We start from the raw sequence: 23,290 nt of genomic DNA, 5'->3' as shown, positions 1-23,290 counted from the left end.
GTTCGGCTCTCGGGTCATGACAGTTCCCGCCCCCGCTGTCCGTCGTGGACGAGCAGAGGACGCAGCAAGGCGCTCAGCGCGGAAGTGGGCGCGGACTCGATGTCGGGGTTGGGGGTGGGGGCCGGCGGACGGTGGGAGGTCGGCGCCTCGTGGGCGGCGAGGTCCGCCGCGATCTCGTCGGCGGTACGTGCCCGCATCAGCAGCGATGGATCGACGGTCAGATCGCTGCGCTGTTCAAGGACCGTGGTCAGTTCGGCGATGACGAGGGAGTCCAGCCCGAGCGTCTGGAGGGGACGGTCTCCCGGATCCTCCCCCAGCACTTGGACGAAGGCGTCGCGGACCCGTGCGCGCATCCCCGCGACGTCCCGCCCGGTGGGCGCCACCGACGCCACGGTCTCGGCGGGCGGGGCGAGTTCGACGACCTCCGGCGGGGCGGCGGGAGCGCTTCCCGGGAAGATCACGGCGCCGCCCGACCGCAGGTGGCCGAAGAAGGCGTCCAGCGCCTGCTCGGCGCTGACCGAGTGCGTGGCGGAGAACGACGCGTCCGCCTTCATGCCGGTACCCGTCCAGTTGGGCCACGCGTGTGCGGTGACCGTGGTGACGGCGTCGTTCTCCCGTTCGGCGAGGGCCAGTTGGTAGGCGTTGGCGAGACTGTAGTCGACCAGGCCCCGGCCGGCCGTCGCCTGCGTGCCGGCGATCGACGACACCAGAACGGTGAAGTCGGCGCCCTGTTCCTTCGCCAGCCGTACGACGTTGAGCGATCCTGGGACCTTGGGGGCGAGGACCTTCTCGGCGTCACCCCAGGTCCGGCGGTGCATCGCCCCGAAGGGGTTGACGCCGCCGGACGAGTGCACGATGCCGGTCAGCCGACCCCAGCGCCGGCCGAACTGCCCGGCCACGGCCGCGAGCGCGGCAGGGTCGGACACGTCGCAGGCCAGGTACTCGACCTCGGCGCGCCTCGCCAACTCCCGTAGGGGCGCGGAGCTTTGGGCATCGACGACCGAACGGCCGATGATGCCGATCCGGCTGGCTCCCCGGTCGATCAGCCGCTCGGTCAGACGCAGCCCCACGGCGCCCAGTCCTCCGGTGACCAGGTAGTACCCGGAGGCCGGAAGGGTGTACGGCGGGCCGGCCGGCGCGGGCACCGGCTCCGGGGTGTATCTGATGCCTCGCCGGTAGGCGGCGACCACCGTACCGGCGTCGGCCCCGGCAGCCGGGCCTGCGCTCAGGGCGGCGTACTCGGCCGCCAGGCGGACGGCGTGCACCTCGGCCGGGTCTGCCGGGTCCAGGTGGACAACGGCGGTGGGTTTACGGTTCTCGGCCCCGGCGGCCCGTACTGCCATGGCCATGGCGGCCCGCTCCGGGGACAGGCCCGCGCGCTCGTCGGGATGTACGGCCACACCGTGGAACCCGGCCCAGAGCAGTCTCCCGTGCGCGGGCAGGGCCCTCATCAGGCCGCTCAACTCGGTCCAGAAGCCGCTCAGTTCGACGGCCCCGCCGCCCTGGTTCGGTCCGCCGCGCGGAGCGTCGACCACGATGGTCGCCTCCGCCTGTTGACCGGGCTCGACCACGGTCACGCTCAGGTCCCGGAGGGCCGTCGTCAGCGCACGGCCGATCTCTGGGTCGGCGGCGACCAGACGTACGGTGGCCGGCCCGGCCACGGGAGCGGGCGCCAGTTCTCGGGCGCGCCACTCCGAACGTACCGCCTCGGCGCCCGCGCCTGCCGGGGGCGGCACGACAGCGGGGTCCATGGTGCGCCAGTAGGACCCCCGGGCGAACGGATAGGTGGGGAGGTCCGTGACGCGGGCGCCTTCGGCGGAGAGCGAGGCCCAGTCGATGTGCGCGTACCCCGCTCTCACCAACTCCACGACGTCGGCGGGGCGAAGCTCCCCGTCGGTCGGACCCGTCAGGTCGATGTCGACGCGAGCCACCGGTACGTCGCCGGCGGCGACGGAGCGCAGGACGGCGGCGACATCGGCGGAGTTACGCCCGTGCACCGCGGTCTGGAACTCCATCGGGGAGCGGCCGGTGTTGGCGGTGTGGCAGAGGTCGGCGGTCTCCCGGTCGTCGCGTGCGGCGTCGAACCGTTCCGCGTAGGCGCCGGCGAGGGCTCGTAGCGCGGTCTCGTCAGCGGCGCTCACCCGAACAATGTGCGAGTCCTGCGGCGATGTCTTTCGTACCGGCAGCAGGGGAGCTTCTTCCACGATGACATGGGCGTTGACCCCGCCCATACCGAACGCGCTCACCGCCGCCCGACGAGGCTCCTCACCGCGGGGCCAGGCCACCGCACGATCAGCCAGATAGAACGGCGACTCCTCGAAACGGATGTGGTCGTTCGGCCGCACCACATGCAGCGACGGCGGGACCGACTCATGTTCCATCGCCAACAGCACCTTCACCAAACCGGCCAACCCAGCCGCCGGCTCCAAATGACCCACATTCCCCTTCAACGAACCAAGCGCACAAAACTGCGACCGCCCCGTCACCCCACGCCACGCACGCGACAACCCCTCCACCTCAATCGGATCACCCAAACCCGTCCCCGTCCCATGCGCCTCCACCAAACCAATCGACTCCACCGACACCCCCGCATCCCCCAACGCCGCAACCACAACCTCCTGCTGCGCCCCACTACTCGGCACCGTCAACCCACTCGTACGACCCCCATGATTCACCGCACTCCCCCGCACCACACCCCGCACCCGATCCCCATCACGCAACGCCGCACCCAACGACTTCACCACCACCGTCACCACACCCTCCCCCGGCACAAACCCATCCGCCCCCGCATCAAACGGCCGGGACGCTCCCGACGGGGAGAGCGCGCGCAGGTTCTTCATCGCGACGTAGTGCAGCGGGGACAGGGCGACTCGAACACCGGCGACGATGGCCTGTTCGCACTCGCCGTCACGGATACTCCGCACCGCCGTGTGCAAAGCCACCAACGACGACGAACACAACGTGTCGATCGTCATGCTCGGCCCACGCAGATCCAGGAAGAAGCTCACCCTGTTCGCGAGAAACGCGTTGTGGTTGCCCAGGCCGCTCGGCGCGTCCAGTTCGGGCGAGAGGTTGTAGTCCTTGTAGTGCTGGTAACTGGCGCCCACGAACACACCGGTGGACGGCGACAGTTGGCGCGGCGGAAGGCCGGCGGACTCCAGCGCCTCCCAGGTCGTGCGGAGCAGCCAGCGGGCCTGGGGGTCGAGCGCTTCGGCCTGCTTGGGGAAGAAGTCGAAGAACCGTGCGTCGAACTCCTCGACGTTGTCGAGGAATCCGCCGACATCGGGCTCTTGCTGGTCGGCGTACCGGCCCCAGCGGTGGGCCGGAGCCGGCCGGATCTCCTCGCCGGAGTGGGCGAGCAGCGACCAGAACCGTTCCGGGTCGGGGGCGCCGGGGAGCGCCAGGGCCAGCCCGATGACGGCGATGTCCTGGTCCTGGTCGTGCGCGGTGTCGCGTACAGCAGGCCGCTCGTCCGCCGTGGAGGTGACGAACACACCGTCACCCGCCAGTTCGGCGACATGCGCGGCGAGAGTACGGGTGTCCGCGGCGTCCAGTACGTCCGTCGGGCTCAGCTTCACTCCGTACGCCGCCTCGACGTCGGCCGCTATGGCGGTCGCCAGCATGGAGTCGAGGCCCACGGTGGACAGTGAGGTGGTCGCCGTGACACCGGGGTCGTGGAGGACGTTCCTTACCACCGCGAGGATCGCCGCCTCCGCCACGGCTGCCCCCGGCGCCCGGCGGGCGGGAGTGGACGGTGAGGTGCCGTTCGCGGTTTTCCCGGTGTGCGCGGCGTTCCCCGCCACGGTGCGGTACTCGATGTCGTCGAGCCGGACCAGCACCCGGCCGTCGGCCGCGAGCAGCGACGCGTCGCCGCGTCGCGTGCCGTCGCCGTCGGGCTCGGCGCCTTCGAGCAGTACGAAGGCCGTCCGTGCCGCGTCCCCCCAGCGCACGGCCCGGCCGATGGAGACCGGCAGATAGGTGGCCGACGGCGCGGCGGGATCCGCCAACGTGAGTACGGCCATGGTCTGGAGGGCGGCGTCGAGAGCCACCGCCTCCGCCTCCAGAGTGCTGCCGGACGGAACGTCGATCCGCGCGAGGACCCTGCCGGGCCCGTAGTGGATCTCGGCAACGGACCGCAAGCGCCCGGTCAGTTCCATACCCTTGGCCGCGAACCAGGCGTAGAGGCCTGCCGGTTCCAGCGTGCGGTCGAGGTCGGTCCGCAGAGTGTCGAGGTCCACGGCGGCGGGCGGTGAGGCCGGGTCTTCGGCGGTGGTGGTGAGCCGGGCGATGACCCGGTCGGCGTGCCGGAAGGTGGCCGGTCCGGTACGGGTGGGGTCGTCCAGGTCGCTGGTGAGGGGGTGGTCCCCGGTCCCCCGACCGGTGAAGGTGATCTGCCTCAGTGCGCGGCTCGTCCGCAGACCGAGGGCCACGGGCAGCGCTCCGGGTACGGTCTCCTCGCCCAGAACGCGGTGGGCACGGGAGAGTCGACGTACGACTTCGGCCGTGTCAGGTATTTCCTCTGCCGCGTCCGGTGCGTCGGGTCGTGAGCCGAACGGATAGGGCGGGAGGGCCGGGCGGCTGGACTCCGGCGGGCCGGGGTACACCGTGGTCCAGTCGACGGTGGAGCCGCCCACGTACCGGAAGGCCGCCCCGCTGAGCACGGTCGACGCGCTGTCCAGCACCGCTCCGCCGCGCAGGACAGCGCCGGGTGCCCGGTCCGCGAGGCGCAGCGCCTCGCCCAGTCCGGCGCTCAACTCGTCGGCCGTGGCTCCCAGGACGGCGACCCGGCATGCCTGGTGGTCGCGTCCGACGGCGCTGGAACGGCACAGGGCGCTCAGGGGCGCCGCGTTCTCCTGTCGCAGCAGCGGCCGGACGTCGGCCATGCGCCGGGCCAGGGCGTCCGGGGTGTGTGCCGACAGGACCAGCAGGTGCTCGTCCGGTACGGCCCCGGCCGTACGGGCCTCCCCCCCGTACTCCTCGGCGTACTCCTCCACGACGATGTGCGCGTTCGTCCCTCCCATGCCGAACGAGCTCACTCCCGCCCGGCGCGGCCCGTCCGAGGTCCACGGCTGTGGTTCGACGGGGATCACGAACGGCCCGGCGGACAGGTCCAGATGGCTGCTTGGAGTCTCGAAACCGGCGACGGGCGGGATCTCCCCATGCCTCAGACACAGCAGAACCTTCACCAGGCCCGCGAGTCCGGCCGCGGGCTCCAGGTGCCCGATGTTCCCCTTCACCGTCCCGATGTGGCAGGGCCCGCCACGGTCCGCGTCGCCGCCGAACACCTCGGTCAGCGCGGCGATCTCGATCGGGTCGCCGAGCCGGGTCGCCGTACCGTGCGTCTCGATCAGGGAGACGTCCGCCGGGGCAAGTCCGGCGTCGTCAAGTGCCGCCCGTACGACCGCCGCCTGGGCCTCGCTGCGGGGCACCGGAAGTGCGCTGCCGCGACCTCCATGATTGACGGCCGTACCGCGGATGACGCCCCAGATCCCGTCGCCGTCCCGTTCGGCGTCGGCGAGCGGCTTGAGCATCACGGCCAACGTGCCTTCGCCCGGCAGAAATCCGTCGGCCCGCTCGTCGAAGGGTCGCGGCCGGGTGTCGGACAGGGCACCGAGCTGGCTGAGGCTGCGGTAGTACCACGGAGTCAGACCGACCTGACAGGCCGCCACGATCGCGGCGCCGCACTGTCCCGCACGCAGGGCGGCGACCGCCTGCTGGATGGCGACGAGGGACGACGAGCACAGGGTGTCGACGGTCTGCGAAGGGCCGGTCAGGTCAAGGACGTACGAGATCCGGTTGGCCAGTACCGCGTTCATCGAGCCGAGCGCGGTGTGCGGTCCGACGGTCTCCAGCCCCTGCGCGTCGCGGTGATGGGTGTAGGTGGCGCCGACGAAGACGCCGATGTCGCGGCGGCCGGCGAGACCGCTGTCGTCCCGCACCGTCCACGCGTGCTCCAGGAGCAGCTTCTGCTGTACGTCCATCTCCTCGGCCTCGCGTACGGAGATGCCGAAGAAGGCCGGGTCGAAGCGGTCGATACCGGTGACGAAGGCGCCGGTCCGGCAGTAGGTGCCTGTCATTCGCGGGCCGCGTGGCTCGAAGTGGGCGTCGATGTCCCAGCGTTCGGCCGGCACCTCGGTGAACGCGTGGCCGCCCGCGCGAAGCAGCGGCCACAGCTCCGCCACACCGCCGACCGTGCCCGGGAGATCTCCGGACACGGCGACGATCGCGACGTCCGCGTCGCGAGGGCGCGGGTGGTTCGGGGAGGCAGCTGAGAGGGACCCGGCGGTCTCACCGGTCTCTACGGTCTCGGGCTCGACGGCCTCGCGGGGCTCCCGCGCCGCGACCGCGACGGCCGCTCCGGCGCCGTAACGGCCGGTCAACGCCTCGACGAGTTCGGCGAACTCCCCGTACTCAAGGAAGAGCGTGGCCGGAAGGTGAATGCCCCATCTGCTGGACAGTTCCTCCGACAGCTCGACGCTCATGATCGAGCTCATGCCGTAGTCCGACAGCGGGGTGTCGCGGTCGAATGACGTGACGCCCAGCCGCTCGGCGAGGAACCGCTCCAGCGCTCCCCCGACACGCTCCCCGTCGTCCGCACCGGTCGAACCAACAGCGTCTTGTACGCCCGCCGTTGCGGGCGGCGGGCCGTCTTCGGGCTCGACCACCACATCGCCGGCGTCCGGGTGGGCGACGACCACCTGGCGGGGGTCTTCTTCCGCCCCGAGGAGGGCGATCAAGGCGTCCAGGCCCTCCGCGGTGTCCAACGGCCGGACTCCGCGCCGCCGCAGCTGCTCCGCGACGGCGGTACCCATGCCGACCTCGCCCCACAGGCCCCAGGCGACGCTCAGCCACGGTGAGCCGTGCGCCTGAGCGAAGGCGTCGAGGTAGGCGTTGGCCGCGGCGTACCCGCCCTGCCCGAGGTTGCCGAACGTGCCGGAGACCGACGCGAACAGCACGGCGAAGTCCAGGTCCTGCCCGGCCACCGCACTGGCCAACTCTCTGACGCCGTCGGCCTTCGGCCGCATCACCGCCGCGATGTCCCCGGCGGTGGCGCTGCGGATCAGCCCGTCCTTGAGCGTCCCGGCCGCATGGACCACACCGTGCAACTCGCCGTACTCCGCGCGAAAGCGTTCCACCACTGCCGCCAGTGCGCCGGGGGTCGTCACGTCCGCGCTGTAGGACGCCACCTCGCACCCGTGCGCGCCGATCGCGGACGTCCGGTCGTGGTCGGCTCCGGCCCCTCCTGAACGGCTGACCAGTGCGACGGCTCCGGCGCCCTCCCGTGCGAAGCGGTCGGCGACCTCCAGGCCCAGCCCGCCGTGCCCGCCGAGGACGAGGTAGCGGCCTCCCCGCCTGATCGGCCCGTCGCCGCCGTGGGGCGCGGCGTACGCCGAGCGGTCACGCACCCGGACGGGTACGTGGCGAACGCCCTGCCGGTAGCCGACTTCTGTAGGGCCGCCGACGGCGCCGAGCTCCGCCAGAACCGCGCGGAGCGCGTCGTCGGAGCGCTGGTCGATGTCGATGAGGCGCGGGCGGAAACCCGGGTACTCGATGGCGGCGGTACGGACGAAGCCCCACAGGGCGGCGCGCGCGGGCACCGGCCGGTCGCCGTTCGCGACCCGTTGCCCGTCCCTGGTCACCGTGAGGAAGCGGGACTTGCGCTGCCGCTCGCCAAGGGTCCGCAGGGCGGCGAGGCAGCCGTACAGGCCGAGACGGAGCTCCGCCTCATCGCCCGCAGCGCCGTCGGGCACCTCGGGCACGTCGCCGGCGTTCCACAGGTGGACCACCCCCGCGACCGGGTCTCCGACCTCCGCCCAGAGCCGCCGGAACGCCTCTTCGTCCGGCCGCGCGAGCATCCGCCGATCGCGGTCGTGCGCCTGGGCCCGCGCCTCTGCCTCCGCCCCGGACGGTCCGACGCCTACCTCCACCACCCGGGCTCCACCGGCCCGCAGTTGCCGGGCGGCGCGCTCACCCAGGCTGCCCGTGCCTCCGTTGTGCAGCACCACCCAGGTTCCGGCCGGCGGGTCCTGCCGCTCGTCGGTCGCAGGCGCGGGCCGCCAGTCGATCCGGGTGATGGGCAGCGCCTCCGCCTGCGGTACGTCTGCCCTCGGCGGGGCCGGGGCGACCGCCGGTCGCGACACGGCTGCCGTACGGCGCATCCGTAGCCCCTCGAACTCCACCACAACTTCGCCCGATTGCCCGAGCAGCTGGGCGTCAGCGGTCGCGTACGCGCCGTCGACTCCGGTCCGGCGCACCAGGACGGTCACACCCGCCGACAGGACCGAGAGATCGGCGAGTACGGCGATCCGGGCGACGCCGATCGGCAGCATCGGATACGGGCCGGTCTCTGCCGTGAGGTCCTGGAGCGCGCAGCTGACGACCTGGAACACACCGTCCACCAGCAGCGGATGGGCGTACCAGGGCACGGGCTCGGCGTCGGACCGCAGGGTGGCGCCGGCCATGCCGCCGTCGCCGACGGTGAGTTGGCGGACGGTACGGAAGTCGGGGCCGTACAGCAGCCCTTCACGCGCCCAGCTTTCGTACAGCCGCTCCGGGGTTAACGTCCGCCCGCCCGTCATCTGCCCGCCGATACGGGCGGGTTGGGCCGGGACGGCGTCCGGGAGCAGTCGGCCGGTACCGGTGGACAGCGGCTTGCGGTCGCCGGCCACCACCGTGCTCAGCTCGAAGCGGGTGCGCGGGCCGAAGGACACATCGAGCCGGACAGGAGCCGCCGCGTCGTCGGCGATGGTCAGGGGGCGCAGGAAGGTGACGTCGGTGAGCTCCAGTGGGGTGAATGGCCGCCGCCTGGCGACCCCCACCATCGCCATCTCCAACTGCACCGCCGCCGGCAACAGCCCGGTGCCCGCGGAGCGGTGCTGGGCGATGAAGGGCTCCTGGCCTGTGAATGTCTTCTCGTAGGTCTCGGCCGGATGCGTCACTGTCCCTCGCTCTGGTGCTCGTAGTGACGGTCGAACAGCGGGTGGCTGAGGGCGCTTTTCTCCGTGCCGCCGCGGCGAACGGGCGGGGCGGCCAGATCCTGCCGGTTGAAGGGGTAGGTGGGGATGGTGGTGGTGCGCCGGCCCTTCCCCTGGTGCAGACCGGCCCAGTCGAGATCGGTGCGGGTGTGGTTGTAGTGGTTCGCGACCGCGCTGTGGAGCTGGATCTGATCGGCGCGCTCGCGGCGCAGGGTGCTGAGCCAGACCGGCTGTGTCTCGCCCCAGGAAGCGCGGGCGAGGGAGGTCAGTTGGGGATGGGAACCGATCTCCCACACCACCGCCGGGCCGGCCTCGGCCAACGTCGTCAACGCCTGGGAGAAGCGCACCGGCTCGCGGATGGCCTTGCCCCAGTAGTCCGGGTCGGATGCCGTCTCGGCGTTGTGCCAACCGCCGGTGACTGTGGACGCGAACCCGATCGCCGGGGCGGAAAGCGCCCTTCCTGCCACCGCCTCGGCGAACGGGGCGACCGCGCCCTGCATCACGGCCGAATGGAACGCATGACTCACCGTCAACTTCTGTGTGCGCAGGGCGGAGTCCTGACAGAACCGCTCCACCGCGCCCGCCGGGCCCGTGATCGTCACCGATCGACGCGCGTTGAACGCCGCGATCTCCACCCCCGGATGATCAGCAACAGCAGCCAGAACAGCCTCGGCATCCGCATGGACCACCGCCATGGTGCCGTCATCCGGCTGCGACTCCATCAACCGCCCCCGCAACGCGGTCAGTTCGAGAAGATCGGCCAGATCCAGCACACCCGCCGCCCACGCCGCCGTCAGCTCACCCAGACTATGACCCACCACCACATCCGGACACACCCCCACCGACTCCAGCCACCGCACCAACCCCACCTGCACACTCACAATCGCCGGCTGCGCATACCGAGTCCGATCCAACCGACCCCCCACCCCACCGAACAACAACTCACCCAACGGCACATCCACATGCCCCACCAACAACCCCGCACACTCATCCAACGCAGCCCGGAACACCGGCTCCACCCCATACAAACCCTGACCCATACCCACATACTGCGAACCCTGCCCCGTAAACATGAAGGCCGAAGGCTGCGCCTTGCCGCCCTTCCGGGGCAGTGCGTCGCGACTCGTCGCGACATCCTTCAGTCCGGCGGCGAGTTCATGCGCATCGGCACCCCGCACCGCGACGCCGTAACGATGGGTGGCGCGGCCGGTGTTGGCAGTGAACGCGAAGTCCCCGACCTCGTCCTCCGACGTGTCGATCAGAGCCTCCGCGTACGAGTCGGCGAGTGCCCTCAACGCCGTTTCATCCGCGGCACTCACCCGCACCACATACGAGTCCTGCGCCGATGTCTCCCGCGCTTCCCGCACAGGCGCCTCTTCCACGATGACATGGGCGTTCACCCCGCCCATCCCGAACGCGCTCACCGCCGCCCGACGAGGCTCCTCACCCCGAGGCCACACCACCGCACGATCAGCCAGATAGAACGGCGACTCCTCAAAACGAATGTGGTCGTTCGGCCGCACCACATGCAACGACGGCGGAACCACACCCCGCTCCATCGCCAACAACACCTTCACCAAACCGGCCAACCCAGCCGCCGGCTCCAAATGCCCCACATTCCCCTTCAACGAACCAATCGCACAAAACTGCGACCGCCCCGTCACCCCACGCCACGCACGCGACAACCCCTCCACCTCAATCGGATCACCCAAACCCGTCCCCGTCCCATGCGCCTCCACCAAACCAATCGACTCCACCGACACCCCCGCATCCCCCAACGCAGCAACCACAACCTCCTGCTGCGCCCCACTACTCGGCACCGTCAACCCACTCGTACGACCCCCATGATTCACCGCACTCCCCCGCACCACACCCCGCACCCGATCCCCATCACGCAACGCCGCACCCAACGACTTCACCACCACCGTCACCACACCCTCCCCCGGCACAAACCCATCCGCCCCCGCATCAAACGGCCGCAGGGCATTGGAGGGTGAGAACGACCGGAGTCGTGCGCCCAGTTGGAAGTACTGCGGTGACATCGCCAGGTGTACGCCGGCGACGATGGCCTGTTCGCATTCCCCGTCGCGGATACTCCGCACCGCCGTGTGCAAAGCGACGAGCGACGACGAACACAACGTGTCGATCGTCATGCTCGGCCCATGCAGATCCAGGAAGTAGCTCACCCTGTTGGCGAGGATCGCGTTGTGGTTGCCCAGGCCCGCCGCCGTCTGTACGACGTCGCCGACGACCATGTCGCGGTAGTGCTGGTAGCTGGCGCCCACGAACACACCGGTGGACCGTGGGGTGTTGCCCGCCAGGCCGGCGTCCTCCAGGGCCCGCCAGGCGGACTGGACGAGATGACGCTGCTGGGGGTCGATCCACTCCGCCTCGGCGGGCGACAGCCGGAAGAACCCGGCGTCGAAGTCGGTCAGTCCTTCCACGAAGCCGGCGCGCCTGAGGTAGACGGTGCCCGGCTTGCCTTCCGTGCCGTAGTACGAGTCGATGTCCCAGCGGGACGCGGGCACCTCGCTCAGGCAGTCCACACCCTCCAGCAGTACCCGCCACAGCTCGTCGGTGTTCGCGGCGTTCGGAAACACGCCGTCGAAGCCGATGATGGCGATGTCGTGCGGATCCGCGTCGCCGCCCACCGGCGCGACAGGCGGCTCGGCCTCCCGCACCTGGGCCGGGCCCCGGGCCTGAACCGGCTCCGGTGACGGCACGGGTTCGACAGACTCGTCCTCGGGCGCGGCCTGCGGAGCAGCGGCCATCTCCGGGGAGTCCGCGTCGGCGGGCGCCGCATTCGCCCCGTACTCGTCCCTCAGCTCGGCGGCCAGGCGGTCGACCGTGCCGACCTCCAGGACCAGCGTCACGGGTATGTCCACGTCCAGCTTGGCCCGGATGTCCTGGGCCAGCGAGACCGCGAGCATCGAATCGAGCCCCTGCTCCTGGAGGGGCCGGTCCGTCTCCAGCTCGTCGACGTCCAACTCCAGTGCGGCTGCCACCCATTGGGCCAGGGCCGCGTCCAGACCTCCGGCCGCGGGACCACCAGGGGCCGGCGCCGGACGCCGTCCGTTGGACACATGCGCCGGGGCCGTGGCCTGGGGCGGAGTCGGTGACGAGGGCGTCGCGGTACGGCGACCGTTCCGTGCGTCGCCTCCCGTGCTCTCCGGCGTCGGCGCCTGGGAGAGCCGCTTCCAGGTGACTCCCCGGGCTTCCAGTACGGGTTCGTCGCCGTCGAGTACCACCAGGCTCGCGGTCAGCAGACCGGAGTCCGGCCCGGTGTCCCGGTCCCGCCGGGCGTACACCCGGGCGGTGTCGGGGATCCGGCCGAGGACACTGAGCCGTTCGATGGTGAACGGCACGTACAGCCCTTGCGCGCCACACGCGGCGAGCGCGATCTGGAAGGCGCCGTCGAGGAGCCGGGTGTCCACCGCGCCGACGGTCCGTACGTCGCCGCGCAGGACACCCATCGCCTGGCCTGGCGCCACGGACAGCATGGACACGGTCCGGAAGCCGGTGCCGTAGCTGAGTCCGGTGCGTTCGAACGCGTCGTACATCGCGTCGACGGCGACGGCGGTGAAGCCGTCGGTGGTGGCCGCCGGGGCGAGTGTCGCCTGCTCCGATCCGGTCAACTCGGCGGTGCAGACGAGGGCGCCGGTGCCGTCGCGGAAGGCGATCGTGCTGTTGTCGCGTTCGGCGGTGAGGGTCGTGGGGGCCTCGACGGCCGCCCGGAAGGTGAGGTCCCGCAGACCGAACCGGTCCTGGCCGATGAGCTCGGCCACCTTGCCGGGGTATCCGGCGCCGGGCAGTGTCGGCCTGCCGAGCACCAAGTGCTCCGCGGCCTCCGGGTGCTCCGTCCACGTGTTCTCCGTACGGCCGGACGAGCCGTCGCGTACAGGCGCGTTCGGCTGCTCGGCGGGTTCCAGCCAGAGGTACCTCTCCGCGTGCGGCGCGGTCGGGAACCGTACGCCTGCCCGGCGCCGCCGCCCGGCGGGCAGGGCCGCACCTGCGACGAACGCGCGGGCGGCCTCGGCGAGGGTCTCCCGGCCCGCTCCTTCACCGATCGCCTCCGTGGTGCCGGTCTCGGCTGTCACCCCCACGTGGAGGGAGCGAATGTCCGTGACCCCGGCGAGGAACAGCCGCAGCTTGTCCTCCAGTTGCTCGACGCTGTCCGCCACACAGGCCAGCCGGTGCGCGGCGACGGGCCGCCGCCGGCTCGCCTCGCTCAGCTCGTCCAGGGACGGGCAGTACGCGGAGCGCAGCATCAGTACGAGCCGGTGGGCCAGGGTGCGCAGTGCGTCGTCCGATCCCGCGGAGAGGATCAGCAGGCGCGGACCGGGCTCCGTACCGTCCGGCGCGCCGACGGGTCCCGCCTCGATCACCGCGTGGGCGTTCGCGCCGCCGAAGCCGAAGCTGCTGATTCCCGCGACACGCGGGCCGGGGCCCCACGGCAGCAGCCGGTCGGCCACGAACAGGGGTGAAGCGTCGAAGTCGAAGGACTTGTTCGGGGTGCGGAAGTTCAACGACGGCGGGATATGGCCCGCTTGGAGAGCCAGGATCGTCTTGATCAGTCCGGCGATCCCCGCCGCGGGTTCCAGATGACCGATGTTCGTCTTCACCGAGCCCACCGCGACCGGCCGCCGCCCGGCCGGCTCGCCCAACACCGCGTGCAGGGCTTCGAGTTCGATGAGGTCGCCCAGCTGGGTTCCAGTGCCGTGCGCCTCGACGTAGCCGATGTCGGCCGCCGTACGACCGGAGCCGGCGAGTGCCTTGCGCAGCACCGCTTCCTGGGCCGGCCTGCTGGGTGCCGTGAGGAAGCCGGCGCTGCCTCCCGTGTGGTTGACAGCGGTGCCCCGGATCACAGCGAGTACGGGATCGCCGTCGCGTTCGGCGTCGGAGAGCCGCTTGAGGACGACGACGCCGGTGCCCTCTCCTCGTACGTAGCCGTCGGCGTCGTTGTCGAAGGTGCGGCACATGCCCCGCGGGGACAGCATCCCGTTGCGGGCGAAGGAGCGTGTCTTGGTCGGGGTGAGTACCAGATTCGCGGCCCCCACCACGGCGGCGTCCACGTCGCCGGCCCGCAGATGCATGGCCGCCTGGTGCAGCGCGACAAGGGAGGACGAGCAGGCCGTGTCGACGACGAAGCTCGGCCCCGACCAGTCGAAGACGTGCGACAGCCGGTTGGCGACCATGGAGGCGGCCGTGCCCGTCGCCACGTGCGGGTCGCGGTACCCGACGCTCCGGGCCACGATCTCCGGGAAGTCGCTCGCGATGGCTCCGACGAAGACGCCGGTGGCGGCGCCGAGGGACGTGTGGTCGTGGCCGCAGCTCTCCAGGGCCTCGGCCGTCACGCTGAGCAGGGTCCGCTGGAGCGGGTCCATGCGGCGGGCCTCGCGGTCGGTCAGTCCGAAGCGGGCGGCGTCGAAGTACTCGACGCCGTCCACCCAGGCCATCGGCACGTCGTCGGCCTCGGCCTCGGACCACAGGTGGGCCCAGCCGCGCTTGCCGTCCGGGGCGGGCCGGACGCCGGACACCCCGCCGACGAGGTTCTGCCAGAACTCGTCCGGTGTGGTGGCGCCGGGGAACCGGCACGCCATACCGATGACGGCGAGGGCGCCGTCGTCGGCCGGCCGGGCGGACTGCGCGGGAGTCGACACGGCGGGGGCCGATGGCGACGGCGGCGATACGGCGGGGACCGTCACCGCGGGCTCGGGATCAGGCGACGGCTTTGCCGACGCCTTTGCCGGCGCCACTGCGGGCGCCCTTGTCAGGTCCTCTGCGGCGGCGGTGTCCTCGGTCTCCGGGTCGAGCAGCCGTACGACACCCTCCGCGCCCAGCAGCCTCGCCAGCTTCACGGGGGTACCGGTGGCGAAGATCGACGGAGGGGTCACGGACGCGCCCAGCTCACGGCCGAGTTGTACGGCGGCGAAGGTGACGTTCGCCGAATCGCCGCCCAGGTCGAAGAAGTTGGCGTGCACGTCGAAGCCCGGGAGGTCCAGCGTGGCCGCGAACACGCCCGCGATCGACTCCGCCAGCGCCTCCACCGTCACGGTCGCCGCCGAGTCCTGGTGCGCGTCCGAATGCGCCGCGCCCCGCGCCGGCGTCGGGTCGGGCTCGGAGTCCGAGCGGATGACGGTGTCCCTCGTCGGCGGTGGCAGCTCGCCGCGCGCGACCTTGCCGTTGTCGGTCAACGGGAGGGCGTCGAGGGCGACATAGGCGTCGGGCACCATGTAGCGGGGCAGGGAGCCGCCCACGAACGCGTCGAGCTGAGCCTTGGTCGGCGTACCGCCGCCCACCAGGTAGGCGGTGAGCCTCGGTTCGCCGCGCCCCTCGAACCGGGCCGCGACGACCACGGCGGCGGTGATGCCATCGAACGTCTCCAGCACCCGCTCGATCTCCGCGGGCTCGATGCGATTGCCGCGCACCTTCACCTGCGCGTCGCCGCGCCCGAGCCACTCGATCGCGCCGTCCGCGTGCTGACGTACCTCGTCACCGGTCCGGTAGAGCCGCACACCGGTCACCGGGTGGACGACGAAGACGGACTCCGTCAGATCCGGCCGGCCGGTGTAGCCGCGGGCGAGTCCGGTGCCGGAGAGGTACAGCTCGCCGGTCGCTCCGGTCTCGCACTGCTCCAACTCCCCGTTCAGGACGTGGAGTTCCATGTTCGGCAGGGGTTCGCCCAGCGGCAGGAAGGAGCCCACCGATGTGACCTCGTGGCACGAGGCCCAGATTGTCGCCTCGGTCGGGCCGTACAAGTTCCACAGGGCGCGGGCCGGTTCGTGCAGACGCTCGGCGGTGGCGGGCGGCAGTGCCTCGCCGCCGGAGAGCACGGTGAGCTCGGCGTGCGGTGTCCAGCCGGTGCCGAGCAGCAGGCGCCACAGACTCGGCGTCGCCTGAGCGACCGTCACATCCGTGATGAGTCCGGCAAGTTGGATCGGATCGGCCGCGGTCTCACGGGAGGCCAGGACCACCGTCGTGCCGACCGTCAGCCCCAGGAACAGCTCCAGCAGGGAGATGTCGAAGGCCACGGTGGTGTGTGCGAGCACGGTGTCGTCGGACGAGACGCCGAGGCGTTCACCGATCCCGGTGAGGAAGTTGGCCAGCGCCCCGTGCTCGACCTCCACGCCCTTCGGGTCGCCGGTCGACCCGCTGGTGAACAGGAGGTAGGCCAGGTCGGAGGCGGTGACCTGGGGCGGCACCGCCTGCGCGGAGCCGTCCGGGCCGGGCACGCTACGCGCGTCACCGAGCGACATGCCGAGGTCATGCGTACGGGCGTCGGTGAGTATCAGGTCGCACCGCGACACCTCCACGTACCGCCGCAGCCGCTCCACGGGATATCCCGGGTCCAGAGGCAGGAAGGCCGCCCCGGCCCGCAGGATTCCGAGCATGGCGGGGAGCAGCGGGAGATCCCGCTCCATCAGTACGCCGACCACCGAACCGGACTCGATGCCCTGGTCGTGCAGGCGCGCGGCGACGGCGTCCGCCCAGGCGTCCAGGCCCGCGTAGTCCAGGGTGCGGGCGCCACTGCGGACAGCGGTCGCCCTCGGCCGGTCGGCGACGGTGGCCGCGATCAGGTCCAGTACGGTCCCGGCCGCCACCGGGGCCTCGGGCCGTACCGCGGGCTGCGCCTCCGGCTGTGCCGCGGGCTCGGGGTGCGGCTCATCGCCGTGGAGCAGCGCCGTCAGGACCAGGTCCTCGACCCGCTCGGTGAACTCCAGCGCCTCGTCCTCCCCCATCGCCGTCTCGCGTACGAAGACGGTGGGCGGACCGTCCCGCAGGCACAGCAGCGCGATCTCGGTGTGCGGTTCGGCGGACGCCTCGTCCCCCGCGTCGCGGTCCAGCACCATGACGCTTGTGAAGCTGGGCTCGTCGGAGCCGAGCGGGCGCCCGGCCAGGCCGAGCCGGAGTTCGAGGTCGCCGGCGTAGCCCTGACGGGCCGCCGCCTCGTCCAGCTTGTCCCGCAGGGACCGGGAGGTGTCGCCGTCGAACCGTACGGGGAACCTCGCGGCGGCGATGCCATGGGTCTGCTCCGCGAGGACCCGCGCGGACGCCGGAGACCAGGCGAAGTCGAAGGTCGGCTCGCCGGTGCGCTCGGCCACGGCGGTGAGGAAGGCTCGGACGACGGCGACCGCCTCCTCCCGCGAGCCGGGGGTGAGCGCCAGCTCGTAACGGCCGTAGTGGGCCCCGGCCGCGGAGAAGTCGTCGGCGGCGAGCGGGGCGGGGCGCAGCTCCTCCAGCCGTGCGCGCCACCAGGGTTCGTGTGTCCGCAGCGCCTTCTGGGCGGCGGCGATGTCCGCCAGCCGCTGGGCGGGGACGGCGGGCAGCGGTGAGCCCGGGGCGATGCCGAGCCGTTGCGCGGCTGCCTGGCCGCTCAGCGCGCTCCCGTCGACGGCGGTGCAGTCGCTCAGTACGAGGTCGGCGTCCGGGGCCGCCAGGGTGATGGCCGACGTGGTCACCGACAGCACGGTGGTCTCGGTGCGGGGGTCCTCGCGCGGGATCAGTCTGACCTGCCGGGTGAAGACCGCGCCCTGCTCGGTGACAAGGGTCGGTACCCCGAGCGGGTTCGGGAAGGAGCCGTAGTCCAGGGCCTTGGAGAGCCGGACGGCCTCGACGGCGGAGACTCCGGCGTGGATGAGTCCGCCGGAAGCCATCCGGGCGGACCGCCGGTAGAACCGCCGCTCGCGGTCGCTCGTGTCGACCGGCTCGGGCAGGGTTCGCGCCACCAGGTGCGGTACGAGATCGGCGAAGAGCTCGATGCCCACCTCGGCCGTCTCGTAGGTCAGCGACAGGGCGGTGGAGTGGTCACGTACGGGGAACCAGCGCTCCAGGAGCACACCGCCGGCGTCCACGGCCTCGGTCATCAGGTGCCAGGTCGCCGCGTGCCGGGGCGCGCCCTCGTACAGCGCCCAGGCGGGGACGTGGCTGCCGGAGTAGCGGGGCAGCGGCCCGTCGTGGAAGTTGATCGCGGCCGTGGCCGGCAGGCCGAGGATCTCGGCGGGCAGGATCCGGAAGTTGACCATGCTGAACAGGTAGTCGAACGGCTGCGCCGAGAGTGTCGCCGACAGGTCGCCGTGCGGGTCGAGCACGGGGATCCCGTGCTCACCGGCCCAGGCGGTCACGGCGGGGTCGTCGCTGAAGACTCCCTCGATCCGTATGTCCGCGTCGAGGAGTTGTGCGGCGCACTGGGTGAGGACCCGGGTGCCGCCGATGACGAAGCAGTTGGCCGGCATGCTCACCCCGTGGCCTTTCCGGTCTCGGAGGTGTGCGCGCCGTTCCCGGCGATCGCGGTGGTGTCGGGGCCCTGTGCCGTCTCGGCGAGGACCCAGGAGTCGATCTGTGAGACGACTTCCTCGTCGAGCGAGAGCTGCCCGGGTGTCCAGAGCGGGTTCGACAGGCCGCGGTGCGTGCGCTCGCACATCTCCCAGTCCTCGTAGTTCGCCTTGTCCCACAGGGCGAACACCGCTTCGTGGGAGAAGTCGCTCTTGGCGGTCTCGGAGGGGTGGAAGAGCCAGAAGTGCCGGACGAAACAGGTGCCGGGGCTCTCGGGCCAGACCCACTGCATCATCACGTAGTCGGCGGTGAAGCCGAACAGCAGATTGGGCAGGATCGTGATCCAGTTGATCTTCTGCCGGTCGGCTTCGGGGACCAGCTCCATCGGTGTGCGGGCGCTGCGTCCGGTCATGGAGACGGAGTTGTAGGCGTTCCGGATGCCCTGCCAGGCGCCGACGATGTCGCCCTTGAGGTCGTAGGTGCCCGCGTCGTCGAAGTCGGTGATGCGGTGCAGGTCCTTGTGGGCCGTGGGGAAGTGCAGGCTCTCGTTGACGTTGTGCGCGACGAGCTTCCAGTTGGAGGCGACCGGGTAGTCCTTCGCCTCGACGCACTGGAGGTCGGCGAGTTCGTAGACGCGCGCGAACTCGCCGAACTCGCCCAGTGAGGCGTCGAGATCGGGGGCGTCGTCGGACAGGGCGATGAAGACGACCCCGAACCGGATCTCGGTCCGTACGGGCAGCAGACCGTTCTTCTCCTTCTCGAAGAAGTGGTCGAAGTAGGTGCCGTTGAGGCTCTTGAGCTTGCCGTTCCGGTCGTACACCCAGCAGTGGTAGAGGCAGACCAGGCTCTGGCGCTTGCCGGTCGCCTCCTCCACGAGTTTGTAGCCCCGGTGCCGGCAGTAGTTGTGGTACGCCTGGATCCCGTCGTCCCCGTGGATGATCAGTACGGATCCGGTGCCGATGTTCAGCGTGGTGTAGGCGCCCTTGTCCTTCAGCCGGGAGACATGGTCCACGGGGAGCCAGCGCCGGCCGTAGATGCGTGACATCTCCAGGCGGTACTGCTCCTCGCCGGTGTAGAACCCGTGCGACCTGCCGATGCCGCCCGTCTCGAAGTACGGCCTGTCGTCGCCCTGGTCACTGATGAGATCGAACATGCTGGACGCGCGCGTCATCTGCTGGTCTCCCTCAGAGGGTCAAGCGCATGGAATGCCGTGCGGGAACACCCATGGCGCCGGGGCCCGCGGAAAGCCGCGGCGGACCCCGGCAACGGTGGTTACCGCATGACGAGTGATTACGGGGAAGCTGGGCCGGGCCGGCGCGGGTGAGGCGCGGGGGCTGCCCGGCCGACGGGCGGGAGCTGACGAGGCGTCAGGGGCGGGCGGCACGCCCGGCATGGGGCGCTTGGCCTGGTGAGCCCCTGGCCGGGGCGGCCCCCGCCGACCCCCGCCGGCCCCCGCCGGCCTGTCATCCGGCCGGGTCGTAGATCCGCTTCTCCTCCGGCACGCCCGCGGCGTCGTAGAGACGTTCGAGGGCGTCCGGCGCGTAGACCTCGTAGTCCGGTACGACTCCGCCGATGAGGCCGAGCATCTTGTTGGTCCACTCCTGGCTGGCGCTCATCGCGGACATCGTCGCCTCGAAGAACGGCGGCAGTTCGGTGAGTTCGCCGAGCGTCGTCGTGAAGTCGTAGACGCCCGCGCTCTCCTCGTCGCGCAGCGTGTTGTACTCGGCCAGCGCCTCTTCCATCGGCCGCTCGCCGGCCAGGCCCTGATGAACGCGCTCGGCGAGGAGTTCACCGTGCGCGAAGGCGTCGGTGATGCCCCAGCCGGTGTAGGGGTCCTTGTGGTAGCCGGCATCACCGACCAGCGCCCAGCCGGGGCCGTGGGCGCGGCGGTAGTAGTTGTCCGGGTAGCGCATGGGCTTGAAGGGCTCCTCACGCCTGCCCTGCTCGCGCAACTGCGCGCCCATCTCCGGCGACACGTCGTCGAACACGGCCTGGAAGCCTGTCTCGACGTCCTGGCGGAACTCCTTGAGGTGGCGCTTGGTGCAGATGACGGCGAGCATGCTCACGTCGTCGTTCGTCGGCCAGGTGCCGAACCACTTCTCGTTGAAGCCGGTCTTGTGGTGCAGGCCCCAGTCGAGACCGGTGTAGTACGAGTAGTAGATGAAGCCGGCGGCGGGGCGCACGTTGTAGAGCTCCGCGCCGACCTTCTTGGCGACCGTGGAGTGGAAGCCGTCGGCGCCGATGACGACGGTGGCGCGGAACTCCCGCTCCTGGCCGTCCCCTTCGCGTCCTCGGATGCCCGTCACACGGCCGTCGGTGAAGACCAGGTCGGAGACGGTGAACCCTTCGATCACCTCGGCGCCGGCGCGGCGGGAGGCGTTGATGAGGATCTCGTCCAGCACGGTGCGGCGCGGGCAGTAGACGGCGTCGATGCCGTCCACCGGGTCGGCGAAACCGTTGAGTTCTATGCCCCGGTAGGAGTAGTTCATCTTCCGGAGCGCCGGGGTCTTGGCCCCTATGATCTCGTCGAGCAGACCCCATCCCTGGAGCTTGAGCAGTCCGGCCTGGTGGATGTAGTGCGTCGAGACGGCGTCGCTGGGGAACGAGGCCCGGTCCACCACAAGAACCCGGTGCCCCTCTCGTGCCAGCAGCATCGCCACCGGTGACCCGGCGCAGCGTCCACCCACAACGATCACGTCGTACATACGATCCCCCGTCAATTTGGTTTGAGGAACTGACGCACCGCTGTAAGCGGCGGGAGCACGACCCGGAGGCTATGAAAATCGACAGATGAAGGTCAAGTACGGGTAATAGCGAGGCAATGCAATGACATCGATATCTCGCCACTTGAATGATCCATTCCGCCCAACCCCCGTACCGAGTAACCCACTTTGTGAGCTGATGGGCAGTCATGAATGTGGCCTGCGTCACAATCCAACAGGGGCCTGAATCCAGCCAGCCAGGGTGAGAAATTCAGCCCTTCTGGCAAAGCGAAGTTTTTTCGTTCTGAACTAAATAATGACGCGACGGTTGCGGCGCACCGGATAATTCACCGCGCCGCACGTTTATTTGAGCCCGACCACATGAACGCCGAGGCCACAGCCACCTACCACCCACCGTCACACGCCGTCAGCGAGCGCTCACCGCCGCTCGGCGGGGGCAGCACAGGGGGTGCGCGGACGAAAGTTTCGGCGGCTACCGCCCGGAACCGAACGGTCACAATCGCAAATCGGGAGCCTTCGGCACGGCGATCGGGAGTGGAGGACCTCCGGGCACCACGTCGGGCTGGAACGGGGCGAAGGACCGCGGCCGTCGGAGCCCATGGTCGCGGCGGACCGATGCGAGTCATGGACGGGCCGGCCGGCAACACCACACAAGCGATGGAGACCGACCGGTTCGCCGTCGGCACGAGGCACACCCCCGTAACCCTTCGCAAGAGCGCGTCTCCGGACGTATTCGGGCCTCGAAACGACGGTTCCCGGGATGCGGAGTCAAAGATTCGGCCATCTCGGATGCCCGGGAAATTCACCGGAAAGCCATGCACACTCCGCAGTCGCGGAAGCCGTACCGTACGCCGCAGAAGCCCCAACAGACTCAGTACACAACAGCTTTACCGGGCGACGAACCGAGCAGGAAACCAGGCGTGTTCGCGATATGACCCGTCGTAACCTTTCGCAAAGAGACTGCAAACAGACTCAAACCCGCCGCCCGCCATAGGTGTTCTCCGCACGGGACGCACAGGCCCCGGGGGTGCGCACACGTTGCACAGCAAAGGCGAAGCGCGGGGCGTGCGCCGGGCGCGGGGCCGGGAGCGGCCCCGCCGGCGCGCAGAGCGATTCTCCGCCCGGGGACCGGAAGTCGGCCTTGTATCCGGAGCCGTAGCCGTCAACGATTCCACCGCGCAGCTTGACAGGTCCACGTCCAGCTACCGCCGGTACCGGACCTGCACGCAACCGACCGCCCGCCCACCGGTGGGCCGTCCATCCCCCATGCCTACGGAGGATCTCGTGATCTTCAAGCGCTTCTCCCCCCTCAGCGGTACGTCGAGACGGGCGCGGCTCCTCGCAGTGACGTCCGGTCTGGTGACCGCCGTCGCGCTCGCGACCCCCTCGGCCGTCGCCGCCCCGGCTCCCGAAGCCAAGGCGACCGCCTCGCAGCTCGCCGCCGCCGACTCCGCCGTGCTCGAAGCGGACGTCGCCGGCACCGCCTGGTACACCGACGCGAGCACCGGAAAGATCGTCGTGACCGTCGACAGCACCGTGTCGAAGGCCGAACTGGCCGAGGTCAAGGGAGCGTTGGCGGACTCCAAGGCCGACCTGACGATCAAGCGCACCAACGGCAAGTTCAGTCCGCTGATCGCCGGCGGCGAGGCCATCACCACCAGCGGCAGCCGCTGTTCGCTCGGCTTCAACGTGTCGGTCGGCGGCGTGGCCCACGCGCTGACCGCCGGTCACTGCACCAACATCGGCGCCAGCTGGTCCATCGGCACGCGCACCGGCACCAGCTTCCCGACCAACGACTACGGCATCATCCGCCACTCCAACGCGGCGGCGGCCGACGGTCGTGTCTACCTGTACAACGGCACGTACCGGGACATCACGTCGGCCGGCAACGCGTCCGTCGGCCAGTCCGTGCAGCGCAGCGGCAGCACCACCGGGCTGCGCGGCGGTACGGTCACCGGCCTCAACGCCACGGTCAACTACGGTGCCAGCGGCATCGTGTACGGCATGATCCAGACCAACGTCTGCGCCGAGCCCGGCGACAGCGGCGGCTCGCTCTTCTCCGGCAACACGGCGCTCGGCCTCACCTCCGGCGGCAGCGGCAACTGCTCCTCCGGCGGCACCACGTTCTACCAGCCCGTGACGGAGGCCCTGAGCGTCTACGGCGCCACGGTCCTCTAGCACCTCCGTAGCACCCCGGCGGGGGGGGGGGGGGGCCCGGGCGGGGGCCGCGCGCCCCGGGCCGGGGGGGGGGGGTTTTAAAAAAGAAGGGGGGCCCCCCCAAGAATTTTGTTTTTTTTGGGGGGGGGGGGGGGGGGGGGG

At 70.7% G+C, this 23,290-nt stretch carries 5 protein-coding genes; 1 reads left to right on the top strand and 4 read right to left on the bottom strand.

Annotated features, from left to right (window positions below):
* Window positions 1-14: 14 nt before the first annotated feature.
* The 4 genes from ACFWV8_RS03960 to ACFWV8_RS03945 all read right to left on the bottom strand — a co-directional run bounded on the left by ACFWV8_RS03960 (window position 15) and on the right by ACFWV8_RS03945 (window position 20,953).
* Window positions 15-8,939: an SDR family NAD(P)-dependent oxidoreductase gene (locus ACFWV8_RS03960; protein ID WP_384197745.1), complete on the bottom strand. Its 8,925-nt coding sequence runs from the start codon at window positions 8,937-8,939 to the stop codon at window positions 15-17.
* The gene (locus ACFWV8_RS03955; RefSeq protein ID WP_384197744.1) at window positions 8,936-18,208 is read right to left on the bottom strand and encodes an amino acid adenylation domain-containing protein; all 9,273 of its coding nucleotides are present in this window, start codon (window positions 18,206-18,208) and stop codon (window positions 8,936-8,938) included. The genes ACFWV8_RS03960 and ACFWV8_RS03955 overlap by 4 nt, the downstream gene beginning before the upstream one ends.
* A gap of 2 nt (window positions 18,209-18,210) precedes the next feature.
* Window positions 18,211-19,419 (bottom strand): SRPBCC family protein, encoded by a 1,209-nt coding sequence (locus tag ACFWV8_RS03950; protein ID WP_384197742.1) that lies wholly within the window; start codon window positions 19,417-19,419, stop codon window positions 18,211-18,213.
* 292 nt (window positions 19,420-19,711) lie between these two features.
* Entirely contained in the window at window positions 19,712-20,953 is a 1,242-nt protein-coding gene (locus ACFWV8_RS03945; protein ID WP_384197741.1) for an NAD(P)/FAD-dependent oxidoreductase, read from the bottom strand.
* A gap of 1,302 nt (window positions 20,954-22,255) precedes the next feature.
* Between ACFWV8_RS03945 and ACFWV8_RS03940 the strand changes: the two genes are divergently transcribed.
* Window positions 22,256-23,149 (top strand): S1 family peptidase, encoded by an 894-nt coding sequence (locus ACFWV8_RS03940; RefSeq protein WP_384197739.1) that lies wholly within the window; start codon window positions 22,256-22,258, stop codon window positions 23,147-23,149.
* Window positions 23,150-23,290: the final 141 nt, after the last annotated feature.

Origin of the sequence: Streptomyces sp. NPDC058665, from assembly GCF_042714995.1 — a bacterium.
Lineage (GTDB): Bacteria > Actinomycetota > Actinomycetes > Streptomycetales > Streptomycetaceae > Streptomyces.
The sequence above is the reverse complement of the archived record's forward strand: the minus strand, read 5'-3'. Positions and strand labels throughout refer to the sequence as shown.

Coding starts and splice junctions, on each gene's coding strand:
- ACFWV8_RS03955 (WP_384197744.1), bottom strand. CDS start 18,208: ATGCCGGCCAACTGCTTCGTCATCGGCGGCACCCGGGTCCTCACCCAG.
- ACFWV8_RS03950 (WP_384197742.1), bottom strand. CDS start 19,419: ATGACGCGCGCGTCCAGCATGTTCGATCTCATCAGTGACCAGGGCGAC.
- ACFWV8_RS03945 (WP_384197741.1), bottom strand. CDS start 20,953: ATGTACGACGTGATCGTTGTGGGTGGACGCTGCGCCGGGTCACCGGTG.